Origin of the sequence: Pseudomonas caricapapayae (assembly GCF_001400735.1) — a bacterium.
GTDB lineage: Bacteria > Pseudomonadota > Gammaproteobacteria > Pseudomonadales > Pseudomonadaceae > Aquipseudomonas > Aquipseudomonas caricapapayae.
The window spans coordinates 1-16,727 of the sequence record NZ_LJPW01000086.1 but is presented as its reverse complement, the minus strand read 5'-3'; the positions used below and the strand labels follow the sequence as shown (position 1 = coordinate 16,727).

13 protein-coding genes are annotated in these 16,727 nt (G+C 60.7%); 7 read left to right on the top strand and 6 right to left on the bottom strand.

Annotation, left to right across the window (positions count from 1 at the left end):
- Positions 1-20 precede the first annotated feature (20 nt).
- From ALO80_RS12940 to hutG, 5 genes are all read left to right on the top strand, one after another.
- Positions 21-1,562 (top strand): HAL/PAL/TAL family ammonia-lyase, encoded by a 1,542-nt coding sequence (locus ALO80_RS12940; protein ID WP_055009298.1) that lies wholly within the window; start codon positions 21-23, stop codon positions 1,560-1,562.
- 54 nt (positions 1,563-1,616) lie between these two features.
- Positions 1,617-3,164 (top strand): histidine ammonia-lyase, encoded by a 1,548-nt coding sequence (hutH, locus tag ALO80_RS12935; protein ID WP_055009297.1) that lies wholly within the window; start codon positions 1,617-1,619, stop codon positions 3,162-3,164.
- A gap of 102 nt (positions 3,165-3,266) precedes the next feature.
- Positions 3,267-4,640, top strand: coding sequence for an amino acid permease (locus ALO80_RS12930; RefSeq protein ID WP_054988511.1), 1,374 nt, complete (start codon positions 3,267-3,269; stop codon positions 4,638-4,640).
- A 15-nt stretch (positions 4,641-4,655) separates the two neighbouring features.
- Entirely contained in the window at positions 4,656-5,861 is a 1,206-nt protein-coding gene (gene hutI, locus ALO80_RS12925; protein ID WP_055009296.1) for an imidazolonepropionase, read from the top strand.
- An 11-nt stretch (positions 5,862-5,872) separates the two neighbouring features.
- A complete protein-coding gene (hutG, locus tag ALO80_RS12920; protein ID WP_055009295.1) occupies positions 5,873-6,673 on the top strand; it encodes an N-formylglutamate deformylase in 801 nt (266 codons plus the stop codon).
- A 134-nt stretch (positions 6,674-6,807) separates the two neighbouring features.
- Here hutG and ALO80_RS12915 read toward each other — a convergent pair whose 3' ends face one another.
- Entirely contained in the window at positions 6,808-9,072 is a 2,265-nt protein-coding gene (locus ALO80_RS12915; protein ID WP_055009294.1) for a heavy metal translocating P-type ATPase, read from the bottom strand.
- 86 nt (positions 9,073-9,158) lie between these two features.
- Here ALO80_RS12915 and cadR point away from each other — a divergent pair, with 86 nt between their 5' ends.
- Complete coding sequence (gene cadR / locus ALO80_RS12910) at positions 9,159-9,605, top strand: Cd(II)/Pb(II)-responsive transcriptional regulator (RefSeq protein WP_055006066.1); 447 nt, start codon at positions 9,159-9,161, stop codon at positions 9,603-9,605.
- Positions 9,606-10,240: 635 nt separating this feature from the next.
- Here cadR and ALO80_RS12905 read toward each other — a convergent pair.
- The 4 genes from ALO80_RS12905 to ALO80_RS12890 form a co-directional block, all read right to left on the bottom strand.
- Complete coding sequence (locus ALO80_RS12905; protein ID WP_055009293.1) at positions 10,241-11,212, bottom strand: thymidylate synthase; 972 nt, start codon at positions 11,210-11,212, stop codon at positions 10,241-10,243.
- 52 nt (positions 11,213-11,264) lie between these two features.
- Positions 11,265-12,077, bottom strand: a complete 813-nt coding sequence (gene lgt, locus ALO80_RS12900) for a prolipoprotein diacylglyceryl transferase (protein ID WP_054984338.1) — start codon at positions 12,075-12,077, stop codon at positions 11,265-11,267.
- A 450-nt stretch (positions 12,078-12,527) separates the two neighbouring features.
- Positions 12,528-14,807, bottom strand: coding sequence for a phosphoenolpyruvate--protein phosphotransferase (ptsP, locus tag ALO80_RS12895; protein ID WP_002555744.1), 2,280 nt, complete (start codon positions 14,805-14,807; stop codon positions 12,528-12,530).
- 21 nt (positions 14,808-14,828) lie between these two features.
- A complete protein-coding gene (locus tag ALO80_RS12890) occupies positions 14,829-15,308 on the bottom strand; it encodes an RNA pyrophosphohydrolase (protein WP_002555745.1) in 480 nt (159 codons plus the stop codon).
- A gap of 142 nt (positions 15,309-15,450) precedes the next feature.
- Here ALO80_RS12890 and ALO80_RS12885 point away from each other — a divergent pair, with 142 nt between their 5' ends.
- Positions 15,451-16,107, top strand: coding sequence for a histidinol-phosphatase (locus ALO80_RS12885; protein WP_055009292.1), 657 nt, complete (start codon positions 15,451-15,453; stop codon positions 16,105-16,107).
- A gap of 13 nt (positions 16,108-16,120) precedes the next feature.
- On the opposite strand, the gene ALO80_RS12880 is transcribed toward ALO80_RS12885, so the two are convergent.
- Positions 16,121-16,549 carry a DUF2269 family protein gene (locus tag ALO80_RS12880; RefSeq protein WP_054984336.1) on the bottom strand — a complete coding sequence of 143 codons (429 nt, stop codon included), beginning with the start codon at positions 16,547-16,549 and terminating at the stop codon, positions 16,121-16,123.
- Between the last annotated feature and the right edge of the window lie 178 nt (positions 16,550-16,727).

The window sequence follows — 16,727 nt, the reverse complement described above, 5'->3', positions numbered from 1 at the left end:
CCCTTTAAGGACCGTTGCAGATGTCGCGAGCAGAACAGATCGTCATGGGTGAAGCCCCTGCGGGCTGGCAGGACGTGGTCGCCATAGCCCGGCATGGCGCGCAACTGGTGCTGTCGGAGGCCGCCTGGGCACGGATCGACAATGCTCAGGCCATCGTGCAGCGCATCGTCGCCAGCGGCGAGCGCGCCTATGGCGTGAACACCGGGCTCGGCGCGCTGTGCAATGTGTCACTGCCCGACGAACAGCTCAGCCGTCTGTCGCGCAATACGCTGCTCAGCCATGCCTGTGGCGTGGGTGCGCCACTGGCCGACGAGCAGACCCGCGCAATCATCTGTGCGGCGATCCTCAACTACAGCCAGGGCAAATCCGGCATTCATCGGCAAGTGGTCGAAGCACTGCTGGCGCTGCTCAACCGGGGCATCACACCGCAAGTGCCATCGCAGGGCTCGGTGGGTTATCTGACGCACATGGCGCACGTCGGTATCGCGTTGCTGGGTGTCGGTCAGGTCAGCTATCGCGGGCAGATCGTCACGGCGCAGCAAGCGCTGGACGAAGAAGGCCTGCGCCCGGTGACGCTGGGTGCCAAGGACGGATTGTGTCTGGTCAACGGTACGCCGTGCATGACCGGCCTGGGCTGCCTGGCCATCGCCGATGCCAAGCGTCTGTCCCGATGGGCCGATGTGATCGGCGCGATGACCTTCGAAGCCCTGCGCGGCCAGCTGGATGCGTTCGATGAACAGATTCTCGCCCTCAAGCCGCATCCGTGCATGCAGCAAGTGGGCAAAAACCTGCGCAGCGTGCTGGCGGGCAGCGAAGTGATTGCCAGCAGCCAGGGCATTCGTACCCAGGACGCGTTGAGCATTCGCTCGATTCCCCAGGTGCATGGCGCAACCCGCGATCAATTGGCCCACGCAATCCGCCAGATCGAGACCGAGCTCAACTCGGTCACCGACAACCCGCTGCTGCTCGGCACGCCAGACGCTTACCGCGTGGTGTCTCAAGCCAATCCGCATGGGCAGTCGGTGGCGATGGCGGCAGACCTGCTGTGCATGGCGATGGCTGAACTGGGCTCGATTGCCGAACGACGCCTCGACCGCCTGATCAACCCGATGGTCAGCGGCCTGCCGGCGTTTCTGGTCAGCCAGCCGGGCGTCAACTCGGGAATGATGATTGTCCAGTACGTTGCCGCTTCGCTGTGTGCGGAAAACCGCCAGATGGCGCAACCGGCGGTGGTCGACAACTACGTGACTTCCGGCCTGCAGGAAGATCACCTGAGCCTGGGCACCAGCGCCGCGCTCAAGCTGCACAAGGTGCTGGGCAATACCACGCAGATTCTGGCCATCGAGTATTTGCTTGCGGCGCAGGCATTCGAATTTCTCAAGACACAGGGTTTTGGCGTGGGCACAGGTGCCGCGTGGCGATTGCTCCGCGAGCGTATCCCGGCTTACGACGAAGACCGCTGGCTGGCTCCTGACATCGCCAGCAGCGCCGCTCTGCTCAAAGAAGAAACATCGCTGGAAAGGGTTTTCCAGCACTGCCGCGATTACGCAGCAGACCAATAAAAGCGGCGGACGGCCACGCGCCGTTGCCGACATCAATCAAGGAGTAGCTGCATCGTGACCACCTTATCTGCCAACGCACTGAACCTGATCCCCGGCCAACTGACCCTCGCCCATTTGCGGGCCATTCATCGGCAGCCGGTCAGGTTGACGCTGGACAGCAGCGCAGATCAGCAGATCGACGACAGTGTCGCCTGCGTCGAGCGCATTCTGGCCGAGAACCGCACTGCCTACGGGATCAACACCGGCTTCGGCCTGCTGGCCTCGACGCGGATTGCCAGCGAAGACCTGGAAAACCTGCAACGCTCGCTGGTGCTTTCGCATGCGGCCGGTGTCGGCGAGCCGATCAGCGATGATCTGGTGCGGTTGATCATGGTGCTCAAGGTCAACAGCCTGAGCCGTGGTTTTTCGGGTATCCGGCGGGTGGTGATCGATGCACTGATTGCGCTGATCAACGCCGAGGTTTATCCGCATATTCCGCTGAAGGGATCGGTCGGAGCTTCCGGCGACCTCGCTCCGCTGGCGCACATGTCGCTGGTGCTGCTGGGCGAAGGCAAGGCGCGCTACAAGGGCGAATGGCTGAATGCGGTCGACGCGTTGGCTGTGGCGGGGCTGCAACCGCTGACCCTGGCCGCCAAGGAAGGGCTGGCGCTGCTCAACGGTACGCAGGTGTCCACCGCTTACGCGTTGCGTGGCCTGTTCGAGGGCGAGGATCTGTTCGCCGCTGCCCTGACCTGCGGCTCGCTGACGGTTGAAGCGGTGCTTGGCTCACGCTCGCCGTTCGATGCGCGAATTCATGCAGCGCGCGGCCAGCGCGGGCAGATCGACGCCGCAGCCTGCTACCGCGACCTGTTGGGCGAAAGCAGCGCCGTGTCCGAGTCGCACCGCAACTGCGACAAGGTTCAGGACCCTTACTCGCTGCGCTGCCAGCCGCAAGTCATGGGCGCGTGCCTGACCCAGTTGCGGCAGGCCGCCGAGGTGCTGGAAATCGAATCCAACGCCGTGTCCGATAACCCGCTGGTGTTCGCCGCCGAGAACGACGTCATATCCGGTGGCAATTTCCACGCCGAGCCGGTTGCCATGGCGGCGGACAATCTGGCGTTGGCCATCGCCGAGATTGGCTCGCTGAGCGAACGACGCATTTCGCTGATGATGGACAAGCACATGTCGCAATTGCCGCCGTTTCTGGTGGCCAACGGCGGCGTCAATTCCGGGTTTATGATCGCGCAGGTCACGGCCGCCGCGCTGGCCAGTGAAAACAAGGCGCTGGCCCATCCTCACAGCGTCGACAGCCTGCCGACATCGGCCAATCAGGAAGACCATGTGTCGATGGCCCCGGCCGCTGGCAAGCGTTTATGGGAAATGGCAGAAAACGTTCGCGGGATTCTTGCCGTAGAATGGTTGGCTGCCTGCCAGGGTCTGGACTTGCGCGAGGGTCTGAAAACCTCTCCGAAGCTGGAGCAAGCCCGCAGCCTGCTGCGCAGCAAGGTCCCGTTCTATGAAAAGGACCGTTTTTTTGCGCCGGACATCGAAGCTGCCAGTCAGCTGTTGTCCTCCACTTGCCTGAACCCGCTGGTTCCTGCACGTCTGCTACCGAGTCTGTGATGCACCGCGAGCCTGGCAGGGCTCGCTTTGGTCATCGCTGCGGGAAGCCGGATGCAGGCGTTCTCGCGGCTTTTGCCATACCTGTAATGAAATGGACCTGAAATGACGTCACAAGATGGTTTGAAACGCGGGCTATCCGCCCGCCATATCCGCTTCATGGCTCTGGGCTCTGCCATCGGCACAGGGTTGTTCTACGGCTCGGCCTCGGCGATTCAACAGGCCGGTCCCGCCGTGCTGCTGGCGTACCTGATCGGCGGCGCGGCGGTGTACATGGTGATGCGTGCGCTGGGCGAAATGGCCGTTCACGACCCGGTGTCCGGTTCGTTCAGCCACTACGCCACACGCTACATGGGGCCGCTGGCCGGTTTCGTGCTGGGCTGGACCTACGCGTTCGAGATGATCATTGTCTGCCTGGCCGACGTGACCGCATTCGGCATTTACATGGGCTTCTGGTTTCCGGAAGTGCCGCGCTGGATCTGGGTGCTGGGCATCGTGTTCCTGATCGGCGCGCTTAACCTGTGCAACGTGAAAGTCTTTGGTGAAACCGAATTCTGGCTGTCCATCCTCAAGGTCAGCGCCATCGTGGCCATGATCGTCGCAGGCTTCGGCATCATGATCTTCGGCATCGGCAGCTCGACCAGCGGCACCGAAATCGGCATCAGCAACCTGTGGGCGCACGGCGGTTTCATGCCCAACGGCGTCACCGGGCTGATCGCTTCGTTTGCGGTGGTGATGTTTGCCTTTGGCGGTATCGAAATCATCGGCATCACCGCAGGCGAGGCAAAAGACCCGCAACGCAGCCTACCGCAGGCGATCAATGCTGTACCACTGCGCATTCTGCTGTTCTACGTGCTGACGCTGTTTGTGCTGATGTGCATCTACCCATGGCCGCAGATCGGCACCCAGGGCAGTCCGTTCGTGCAGATCTTCGACAATCTGGGCATCGCATCGGCCGCGACCATTCTCAATATTGTGGTGATTTCCGCTGCCGTGTCAGCCATCAACAGCGACATTTTCGGCGCGGGCCGCATGATGTACGGCCTGGCCCGTGACGGTCAGGCACCGGCGAGTTTTGCCCGCCTGTCGCGTCATGGCGTGCCGTGGATGACGGTGCTGGTGATGGGCGTGGCGCTGCTGGGCGGCGTGCTGCTCAACTACCTGATACCCAAGGACGTGTTCCTGCTGATCGCTTCGCTGGCAACCTTCGCGACCGTCTGGGTCTGGCTGATGATTCTGCTCACCCAGGTCGCAATGCGCCGCTCGATGAGCCGCGAAGAGGCCGCACAACTGAAATTCGCAGTGCCGTTCTGGCCTTACGGGCCTGCTGCCGCCATCGCCTTCATGCTGTTCATCTTCGGCGTGCTGGGTTATTTCCCGGACAACCGTGCAGCCCTGATCGTCGGCGCAATCTGGATCGGGCTGCTGCTTATTGCCTATGGCTGGGTCAAACCCAAGGCGCTCAACACCACTCATTGATCAACGAGGCTCGGAATGAAAACGCTCTGGAAGCACTGTCACATCGCAAGCATGGCGCACGGCAAATACTCGATCATCGAGGATGCCGCCATCGTGACCTCCGGAGCGCTCATCGAGTGGATCGGGCCTCAGGCTGAACTGATCGAGCCTGAACATGACAACTGCATCGACCTGGGTGGTGCGTGGGTCACGCCCGGCCTGATCGACTGCCACACGCACACGGTATTCGGCGGCAACCGCAGTGGCGAGTTCGAACAGCGTCTACAGGGTGTCAGCTATGCGGACATTGCGGCGGCGGGCGGCGGCATCGCCAGCACAGTGCGCGCCACCCGCGCAGCCAGTGAAGACGAGCTGTACGCCAGTGCCGAGCGCCGTCTGCGCCATCTGCTCAAGGACGGCGTCACTACCGTCGAGATGAAATCAGGCTACGGGCTGGACCTGGAACACGAGCGCAAGATCCTGCGTGTCATCCGCCGTCTGGGCAACACCCAGCCTGTCACCGTACGCGCTACCTGCCTCGCCGCACACGCTCTGCCACCGGAGTACGCCGATCGCGCTGATGATTACATCAAGCACATTTGCAACGACATGCTTCCGGCGCTGGCTGCCGAAGGACTGGTCGATGCGGTGGACGCGTTTTGTGAATACCTGGCGTTCTCACCTGCGCAGGTCGAGCAGGTGTTTATCACGGCCGGGCAGTTGGCGCTGCCGGTCAAACTGCATGCCGAGCAGCTTTCGTCATTGGGTGGGTCGAGCCTGGCAGCGCGCTACAAGGCATTGTCGGCGGATCATCTGGAATTCATGACTGAAGACGACGCCATCGCCATGGCCGCTGCAGGAACTGTCGCGGTGCTGCTGCCGGGAGCGTTCTACTTCCTGCGTGAAACACAACTGCCGCCGATGGACGCGCTGCGCAAGCACGGCGTGCCGATTGCGATTTCCACCGACCTCAACCCTGGCACCTCGCCGGGTCTGTCATTGCGCCTGATGCTGAATATGGCCTGCACGCTGTTTCGCATGACCCCCGAAGAAGCGCTGGCGGGGGTCACGTTCAATGCCGCCAGGGCACTGGGCATGAGCGCAACTCACGGCTCGCTGGAGGTCGGCAAGGTCGCGGATTTCGTCGCCTGGAACATCGAACGTCCGGCTGATCTGGCCTACTGGCTGGGCGGCGATCTGGATAAACGCATCGTGCGCCACGGCGTCGAATCATCGATCTGAAGGAGAGTCCTGTGGATAACGTTCTGACATTCAACCGTGGCCGCATCCCGCTGCTGATCAGCATGCCGCATGCCGGCCTGAAACTGACGCCAGTGGTTGAGGCTGCTCTGGTGGACGAGGCGCTGAGCCTGCCGGACACCGACTGGCACATCCCGCGCCTGTACGACTTCGCGGCAGAACTGGGTGCAAGTACCCTGGCCGCCGAGTATTCGCGTTTTGTCATTGATCTGAATCGGCCATCGGACGACAAGCCGATGTACGTTGGCGCGACCACTGGACTGTTTCCGTCGATCCTGTTCGATGGCGTGCCACTGTTCAAGGACGGCCAGACGCCCAGCGCCGAGGAGCGGGCGCGGTATCTGGAGCACATCTGGATGCCCTACCACCAGACGCTGGAGCAGGAGCTGCGACGGCTGCGTGACGAATTCGGCTACGCGCTGCTGTTCGACGCCCATTCGATTCGTGGCCATATTCCGCATTTGTTCGACGGTCGTCTGCCGGACTTCAACCTCGGCACCTTCAACGGCGCCAGCTGCGACCCGGAGCTGGCCAGCAGGCTGGAGCAGGTCTGCGCCAAAGCCAAAGACTACAGCCATGTGTTGAACGGACGCTTCAAGGGCGGCCACATCACCCGTCACTATGGCGACCCGGCGAACAACATCCACGCGGTGCAACTGGAGCTGGCGCAAAGCACCTACATGGACGAATTCGTGCCCTTCCACTACCGCCCTGACCTGGCCGAGCCGACTCGCGCCGTTCTCAAGCCGCTACTGGAAACCTTCATCGCCTGGGGGCAGGAGCGGTTTGGCTGACAACGCCAGACGCAGAGCGTAGGAGCGATAGCCGATAGCCGATAGCCGATAGCAACATCGATTATCGTTCCCGCGCTCTGCGTGGGAATGCCGCTCTGGACGCTCCGCGTCCGCTCTTCAAAGGTCCAGACTGATCATTTTTTGAGCAATCGCAAGCCGTTGAACACCACCAGCAAGCTCACGCCCATGTCGGCAAACACCGCCATCCACATGGTCGCCAGCCCCGCGAAGGTGATGCCGATGAACAGTACCTTGGTCACGATGGCCAATACGATGTTCTGTTTCAACACTGCCGATGTCCGACGTGAAAGCGCGATGAAAGTCGGTATCTTGCGCAGATCATCGTCCATCAGGGCAACATCTGCCGTTTCGATAGCCGTATCGGTGCCCGCAGCAGCCATCGCAAAACCAATCTCCGCACGGGCAAGCGCGGGGGCATCATTGATACCGTCGCCCACCATGCCTACCCGGTGATTGCGGCTGTAAAGCGCCTCGATCGCACTGAGCTTGTCGGCAGGCAGCAGATTGCCCTGCGCTTCGTCGATGCCGACCTGATCGGCAATCGCCTTGGCCGTATGCGGGTTGTCACCGGTCAGCATGACAGTCTTGATGCCCAGCTCATGCAACTGAGCGATGGCTTCGCGACTGGTCTCCTTCACCGTATCGGCGACGGCAAACAGCGCAATCGGGCCTGACGCGTCGAGCAACAGGACCACGGTCTTGCCCTGTATTTCCAGCGCGTCGAGCTTTGCTTCCAGCTCGGGCGAACACAGGCCCAGTTCTTCCACCAGGCGATGATTGCCCAGGTGATACATCTGGCCGTTGATCTCGCCTTTCACTCCGCGCCCACCTAACGCCTCGAACGCACTGACTTCAAACAGCGTCAGACTGCCGTCGGCGGCCTTGGCAATCGCCTGGGAAACAGGGTGGTCTGAACGTCCGGCGAGGCTTGCGGCAATCACCGGGGCGCTGTCGGCAACAGCAGGGTTCAACGGCACGTAGTCGGTCTGCACCGGTTTGCCGTGAGTCAGCGTGCCGGTTTTATCCAGAGCCAGGTAATCGAGCTTCTCGCCCATCTCCAGATAGACGCCGCCCTTGATCAAAATCCCCTTGCGCGCCGCCGCTGCAAGGCCGCTGACGATAGTCACCGGTGTGGAAATCACCAATGCACACGGGCAAGCCACCACCAACAGCACTAGCGCGCGGTAGATCCAGTCAAACCATTCGCCGCCAAAAAACAGCGGTGCAACGAGTGCCACTGCCAAAGCCACGATAAACACTACTGGCGTATAGATACGGGAGAAACTGTCGACAAAGCGCTGGGTCGGTGCACGCGAGCCCTGAGCCGCTTCCACCGCATGGATGATGCGCGCCAGCGTCGAGTTGTTTGCAGCAGCTGTTACGCGGTATTCCAGCGAACCGGCCTGGTTGATGGTGCCCGCGAAAACCTTGTCGCCGACAGTCTTCTCCACTGGCAGGCTTTCACCGGTGATCGATGCCTGATCAGTAGTCGAGCTGCCGGACACCACTTCACCATCAAGCCCGACACGTTCCCCTGGCTTGATCCGGACGATAGCTTCCAGTTCGACGTTTTTGGCTTCGACTTCCTGCCAGCTGCCATCCGCCTGCTTGACGGTGGCAAGCTCTGGCGTCAGTTGCATCAGGCCACTGATCGCATTGCGTGCGCGGTCCAGCGACTTGGCTTCGATCAACTCGGCCACGGTGAACAGGAACATCACCATTGCGGCTTCAGGCCACTGCCCGATAAGAATCGCGCCCGTTACTGCAATGCTCATCAGCGCATTGATGTTCAGGTTGAAGTTCTTGAGCGCGATCCAGCCCTTCTTGTAGGTCGAGAGCCCGCAACTGAAAATCGACACCAGTGCCAGCAAGGCAACCACCCAGGTCGGACCGAGCGAGGCAAAATGGACCACTTCTGCGCCCAGCGCCGCAACGCCGGACAGTGCCAACGGCCACCAATGTTTCTTCACCACCGGTGCCGGTTCGGCAGACGCTGCACCTTCCTCGACCGGGTCGGCCTGCATGCCCAGCGAGCTGATAGCCTCACGAATCGGGTCGGTGGACGGCAGGTCGTGCCAGACGCCCAACATGCGGTTGATCAGGTTGAATTCCAGCTTCTGCACACCGGCCAGCTTGCCCAGTTTGTTCTGGATCAGCGTCTGCTCGGTCGGGCAATCCATGGCTTCGATACGAAAGCTGCTCAGACGACCGCCCGATGAAGGCGCTTCGCCAAAGGTCACCGCAGCAGGTTGAGCATTGCTCGAGCAGCACGAATGGGCCTGCTCCACGGGCTTTTGCTCGTGCGCGTGCTCCCCGTGAGCATGGTCATGGTCATGGTCGTGGTCATGTGCGGGGGAATTCTTGATCGTCGTGCCCATTCGTTATGGCTCCAGGATTCTGCTTGTTGCCAAGTGAACACCCTGTAGCCACTATAGGGTCAAGCGCTCAAACGAGATGAGTCCAAATGAAAATCGGCGAACTGGCAAAACTGACCGACACCCAGGTCGAAACCATCCGCTATTACGAACGCGAAGGACTGCTGCCGGCTCCCGCGCGCAGTGACGGCAATTACCGGCTGTATACCCAGGCGCACATGGAGCGCCTGTCGTTCATCCGCAACTGCCGCAGTTTGGACATGACCCTCGAAGAAATCCGCAGCCTGCTGAACCTGCGCGACAGCCCGCAAGACCAGTGCGAAAACGTCAACGCCCTGATCGACGAACACATCGAACACGTCAACGCCCGCGTCGCCAGCCTGCAAGCGCTCCAGGAACAACTGCTCGACCTGCGCCGTCGCTGCAGCGATGGCACGACAGAGCATTGCGCGATACTGGAAAGGCTGGAAGTGACGGGGGCCGTGGCAGCGCCAGAGGGCGAGGCTTCACATGTGGGGAGGAGTCATGGACATTGATTGAGAGGAGACGCTTCGCTTGTCCGCAAACTACTGTTTCAGCAGGAGCGGACTTGTCCGCGAACTGTCGGGAACCGACAGCAAAACCGACACATACATTACATCGGCCATAACCGGGGACACAGGTTCAGGGCCGCTTCGCTTGTCCGCAAACTACTGTTTCAGTAGGAGCGGACTTGTCCGCGAACTGTCGGGAACCGACAGCAAAACCGCCACATACAGTACCTCAGCCATAACCGGGGACACAGGTTCAGGGCCGCTTCGTTTGTCCGCAAACTACTGTTTCAGTAGGAGCGGACTTGTCCGCGAACTGTCGGGAACCGACAGCAAAACCGCCACAGACATTACATCGGCCATAACCGGGGACACAGGTTCAGGGCCGCTTCGCTTGTCCGCAAACTACTGTTTCAGTAGGAGCGGACTTGTCCGCGAACTGTCGGGAACCGACAGCAAAACCGCCACATACAGTACATCAGCCATAACCGGGGACACAGGTTCAGGGCCGCTTCGCAGCCCATCGCAGCCGTCGTAACCTCCTGAAGCTCCCACGCCCTCCGGGCAGAAACCTGTTTCCTGGGCTTTTTAGTACTTGTGGATGATGCTGAGCCCAAGAGCTCGCAAGCGAAGACACGGGCTCAGACCGCCATCGGCGCGGTCATTGCCGGATGGTGCTGGTAGCCTTCCAGGGTGAAATCCGAAGGCTCGATCAGCTCCAGCCATTCAGGCTGGTACACACCGGTCTTGGCAAACTCGGGCACGCGGTCGGAGATCACCAGTTTCGGCATCGGATACGGCTCGCGGGTCATCTGCTCGTTGAGCATATCCAGGTGGTTCTCGTACACATGGGCATCACCGATGAAGTAGGTGAACCAGCGCGGCGTGTAGCCGGTCAGGCGACCGATGAGGCTCAGCAGTGCGGCACCTTCAGTCAGATTGAACGGCGTGCCGAGGCCCAGATCGTTGGAGCGAATGTACAGCGTCAGCGAGATTTCGCGAGTCTGCGGGTTCGGGTGCAACTGGTACAGCAGGTGGCAGGGCGGCAGGGCCATTTCATCGAGCTGTGCGCAGTTCCAGCCGTGGAACAGGATGCGGCGACTGCCTGGGTCGTTGATGATGGTATCGACACACTGGCGAATCTGGTCGATGGCCTTGTACAGCACCACGAATGACTGACCGTCCTCTTCCGATTCGGCAATCTGGCGATAACCCTGGCCGATTGCCAGTTCGATGGCCGCTACATTGCCCGCATCGATTCGCTTGTACGCTGGCCACTTGCGCCATTGCACGCCGTAGATTTCGCCCAGATCGTCCTCGCCCTTGCGGAACGGGTTGTTCAGCCACTGAGCGTTTTCGTTGGCGTTCTGATCCCAGACCTTGCAGCCCAGTTCGCGGAATTCGGCGGCGTTGTTTACGCCACGCAGAAAGCCCACCATCTCGCCGATAGCCGATTTGAACGCCATGCGCCGCGTGGTGATTGCCGGAAAACCTTCTTGCAAGTCATAACGCAGCATCGCACCCGGAAAGCTGATGGTGTTCACGCCGGTACGGTTGGCTTGCAAGGTCCCGTGCTTGATCACATGAGCGACCAGTTCCAGATATTGCTTCATAAATCACCTGCATTGTTGAACGCGCCGGGTGCAGACACCCGGCGTTTCGGTATTAAACCGCTGCCTTGGCAGCCGCCGGATCGCGCTTGTAGGCCAGCCAGATCAGGAACAGACCGGCGATGATCATCGGCAGACTGAGCACCTGGCCCATGGTGACCCAACCCCACGCCAGATAGCCAAGCTGGGCATCAGGTACGCGGACGAACTCGACCACAAAGCGGAAAATGCCGTAAAACAGCGCGAACATGCCGGAAACGGCCATAGTAGGGCGTGGCTTGCGGGCGTACAGATTGAGGATGATGAACAGCGCGACGCCTTCCAGCGCGAACTGATACAGCTGCGACGGGTGGCGCGCCAGCTGCGCAGGGTCGCTGAACGGCGGAAAGACCATCGCCCACGGCACATCGGTCGGCTTGCCCCACAGCTCGGCATTGATGAAATTGCCTATACGCCCGGCTCCCAGGCCGATCGGCACCAGCGGGGCGACGAAGTCCATCAACTGGAAGAAGCTCTTGCCGTTGCGCTTGCCGAACCACCAGGCCGCGATCATCACGCCGACGAAGCCGCCGTGGAAGGCCATGCCGCCCTTCCAGACCTCGAAGATCAATAGAGGGTTGGCGATGTACGCCGACAGGTCGTAGAACAGCACATAGCCCAGCCGCCCGCCGACGATCACGCCCATGGCCAGCCAGAAAATCAGATCGGAGAGTTTTTCCTTGGTCCAGGTCGGGTCGAATTTATTAAGACGACGCGACGCGAGCAGCCAGGCGCCACCGATGCCGACCAGGTACATCAACCCGTACCAGTGAATTTGCAGCGGGCCGATAGCGACAGCTACCGGGTCAATCTGCGGGTAAGGCAGCATTGCGACTCCTCAATTGGAACGCCCTTGCGAGCGACTGAATCAGGCGCGCATGTTACCGGAGCCCGGCAGGATGCTCTAGCGGCGACCGATGTAAGCCCGCTGAACGAAGTGAAAAAAAGGTGCACCTGATGTGTCTGACTTTCAACTATCGTGCGACGCTCCGCGTCGGCATGCCGTTCTGGACGCTCTGCGTCCGGTATTGAGCGTGCGGTGCGGCGCAGATCTGTGACGCGGAGCGTCACCCACGGCATTCCTACGCTGGAGCGTAAGGAACGATAAGTATCCCGTCGTACGGTTATCGCTCCCACGCTCCGCGTGGTAGCGCCTTTCTGGACGCTCTGCGTCCGGTCTTGAGCTTGCGGTGCGGCGCAGATTTGTGACGCGGAGCGTCACCCACGGCATTCCTACGCTGGAGCGTAAGGAACGATAGTTCTGTAACTATCGTGGCGCTTAGTGCCCCTTGACCGAGCTCGGGTTGATCATCCGCGACAGGCCGAGATTTTTCAGCGCCAGTTGCAGGGAGCTGCTGATGACTTGCGGGTTGTCGTTGGTCATCAACTGCGCAAGCAGTTCCTTCGCCTTGCTGAGGTTGATCTGGCGCAGCATCCACTTCACTTTCGGCAGGTTGGTGGCGTTCATCGACAAACTGTCAAAGCCCATTGCCATCAACAGCACGGCGGCAGCCGGGTCACCGGCCATCTCGCCGCAGATGCTCACCGGCTTGCCCTCGGCATGTGCATCACGCACCACGCTTTGCAGGGCCTGGAGCACAGCCGGGTGCAGGTAGTCATAAAGGTCGGCCACACGCGGGTTGTTGCGGTCGACCGCCAGCAGGTATTGGGTCAGGTCGTTGGAACCCACCGAAAGGAAATCCACCTGACGTGCCAGATCGCGGGTCTGGTAGACCGCCGCAGGCACTTCGATCATCACGCCCACCGGCGGCATCGGCACGTCGGTGCCTTCGTCGCGCACCTCGCCCCACGCCCGGTGGATCAAGTGCAGCGCTTCTTCCACTTCGTGGGTGCTGGAGATCATCGGCAACAGAATGCGCAGGTTGTTCAGGCCCTCGCTGGCCTTGAGCATGGCGCGGGTCTGGACCAGGAAGATTTCCGGGTGATCGAGGGTGACGCGAATACCGCGCCAGCCGAGAAACGGGTTGTCTTCCTTGATCGGGAAGTAGGACAGCGACTTGTCGCCGCCGATGTCCAGGCTGCGCATGGTCACTGGCAGCGGATGGAAAGCGGCCAGTTGCTCACGATAAATAGCCAGCTGTTCCTTTTCACTCGGGAAACGCTGGTTGATCATGAACGGCACTTCGGTACGGTACAGCCCCACCCCTTCGGCACCGCGCTGCTGGGCGCGAGCGACATCGGCCAGCAGGCCGGTATTGACCCACAGCGGCATGCGATGGCCGTCCAGGGTCACGCAGGGCAGTTCACGCAGGGCATCCAGGCCTTGCGAGAGCTGACGTTCCTCCTCCACCACCTTGCCGAACTGCTTGCGCATGATTTCGCTGGGGTTGGTGAAGACTTCGCCGTGATAACCGTCGACCACCAGATCGATGCCGTCGACCTTGGAGTAAGGGAAGTCCACCAGCCCCATGACCGTGGGAATACCCATCGCCCGCGCCAGGATCGCAACGTGGGAGTTGCCGGAACCCTGAACCGACACCAGACCGACCAGCTTGCCTTCCGGCACCTCGCCCAGCATGGCCGGGGTCAGCTCTTCGCTGACCAGGATCGTGTTGTCGGGATAGACCAGTGCCTGCTGCCGCGCCTCCTGAAGATAAGCCAGCAAACGTCGGCCCAGGTCCTTGACGTCCGAAGCCCGCTCGCGCAGGTAGGCATCGTCCATCAGTTCGAAACGTTTGACGTGCTCGCTGACCACCGAGCGCAAGGCTCCCTGCGCCCATTGGCCGGTCTTGATGACATCGGTCACTTCGCTGCCCAGCGAGGCATCATCGAGCATCATCAGGTAGACGTCGAACAGCGCCCGCTCTTCGGGGCGCAACTGGGTAGCGAGTTTGGCTGACAGGGTGCGCATGTCATTGCGCACACCTTCCAGCGCGTTCTGGAATAACGCCAGCTCGGCGGCGATATCGGTCACGGTCTTGTCCGGCACCACTTCCAGATCGGCAGGCGGCAGCATGACCACCGCCACACCGACTGCCGCCCCTGGCGAACCGGCGACACCCACGAACTTGGCTTCCTGAATGCCCTTGCCCTGGCGACCCAGACCGCGAATCGAACCAGTCGCTTCGGCATGCGCGATAACGCCCGCCAGTTGCGCACTCATGGTCACGAGGAAGGCTTCTTCGCCCTCGTCGAACTGGCGGCGCTCCTTTTGCTGGATCACCAACACGCCGACCACACGACGGTGATGGATGATCGGCGCGCCCAGAAACGAGGCATAACGCTCTTCCCCGGTCTCGGCGAAATAACGATAACGAGGGTGATCTGCAGCGTTTTCGAGGTTAAGCGGCTCTTCGCGTGTACCGACCAGACCAACGAGGCCCTCATTCGGTGCCATGCTGACTTTACCGATGGAGCGCTTGTTGAGGCCCTCGGAGGCCATCAGGACAAAACGGTTGACCTCGGCATCGAGCAGGTAGACCGAGCAGACCTGGCTGCCCATGGCCTCCTTGACGCGTAACACAATAATGCCCAACGCCGCCTTGAGATCCTTGGCGGAGTTAACTTCCTGGACGATCTTGCGCAGCGTATTGAGCATGGCTCGGGGTCGAACTCCGTGTCAGTCGCGCGATAACAGGCGCGGGGCAAGCTCTTTGAGTGCGCGTCGATACACCTCGCGCTTGAATGTCACCACCTGGCCTAACGGATACCAATAACTGACCCAGCGCCAGCCATCGAACTCCGGTTTACCGGTCAAATCCATCCGCACCCGCTGCTCGTTGGAGATCAGGCGCAGGAGAAACCATTTTTGCTTCTGGCCGATACACAGCGGCTGGCTGTGCGTACGGACCAGGCGTTGCGGCAGACGATAGCGCAACCAGCCTCGAGTGCAGGCAAGTATTTGCACATCGTGTCGTTCCAGCCCGACTTCTTCGTTCAATTCACGATAAAGCGCGTCTTCCGGTGTCTCCTGCGGGTTGATACCACCCTGAGGAAACTGCCAGGCATCCTGGTTAATACGCCGAGCCCATAGGACCTGACCAGCATCGTTTGTCAGAATAATCCCGACATTAGGACGGAAACCATCGGGGTCGATCACGGCAACAACCTCGCAAACGCATGTCGCCGCATTGTTCCACAAAGGCGATCAAACCAGCAACGAGGCTTATCACCTTATGTGAAGACTTGTGAAAACCTCGTATTCTGGGGCTCTTTTTTCAACTATTTCAGCGAGTAACCCTATGCGCCTGGCTTTATTCGACCTCGACAACACGCTTCTGGGCGGCGACAGCGATCACGCCTGGGGCGATTATCTGTGCCAGCGAGGGATCCTCGATGCCGCCACCTACAAAACCCGCAATGACGAGTTCTATCAGGATTACCTGGCCGGTACGCTGAACATGACCGACTACCTGAATTTCACCCTGGAGATTCTGGGCAACACTGACATGGCGCAGCTCGAGCAGTGGCATCGCGAGTTCATGCGCGACTGCATCGAACCGATCATGCTGCCCAAGGCGCTGGAATTGATCGACAAACACCGCGAGGCCGGCGACAAGCTGGTGGTGATTACCGCCACCAACCGCTTTGTGACGGCACCTATCGTGGCGCGACTGGGGATAGATACGCTACTGGCCACCGAATGCGAGATGGCCGACGGACGCTACACAGGCCGAACTACAGGTGTGCCTTGCTTCCGTGAAGGCAAGGTGACACGCCTTGATCAGTGGCTGGAAGATAATGCATTCAGCCTTGAGGACAGCTACTTCTACAGCGACTCGATGAACGATCTGCCTTTGCTGGAGCAGGTAGCCAACCCTGTTGCGGTCGATCCAGACGACAAATTGCGCGCCGAAGCCGAACGTCGTGGCTGGCCGGTGATTACCCTGCGCAACTGAGTACTGGCACCGTTCAGGCCGGTTTGAAGCCCATCAGACCGGCCATCGCCACAAAGCACACGACACTGATCACGGTCAGCGCCAGGGTAAAGCCTCGCTTGCCGCCCTTGGCACCGAGGCGCAAGCGGTTGAGCCTGGCCACCAGCCACACCCAACTGCACAGACCCAGGGTGTAAAGCACACTGCTGCCCAGCACCCAGGTCTGGCCCAGCGACAAGCCTTTCAGATGCACCAGCCACCAGCCGCTGAACGGCAGCGTCGCCAGACACACGGCCATCAGCACCCAGAAAAACAGCAATGGCCGCTTGAGCAGGCGATTCTGCACGGTGGTGTCGCCTTCAAGGCGCACCTTCACCACCCCGCTGGCCAACACCAGAGCGCTGATCAGCAACAACGCGATGGCGGCGATGTGCAGGGTATTGAGGGTGGTGATGGGTTCCATGACGCGGTGTTCCTCTTGGATCAGAATGTAGAAGCGGACCGGGCGACGCTTCGCTTGTGTGGGAGCGGACTTGTCCGCGAACTGCCGGGAACCGGCAGCAAAACCGGTACACACGGTACTTCAGACGCAACCGAGGTTACCGGTATCAGGGCCGCTTCGCAGCCCTTCGCGGACAAGT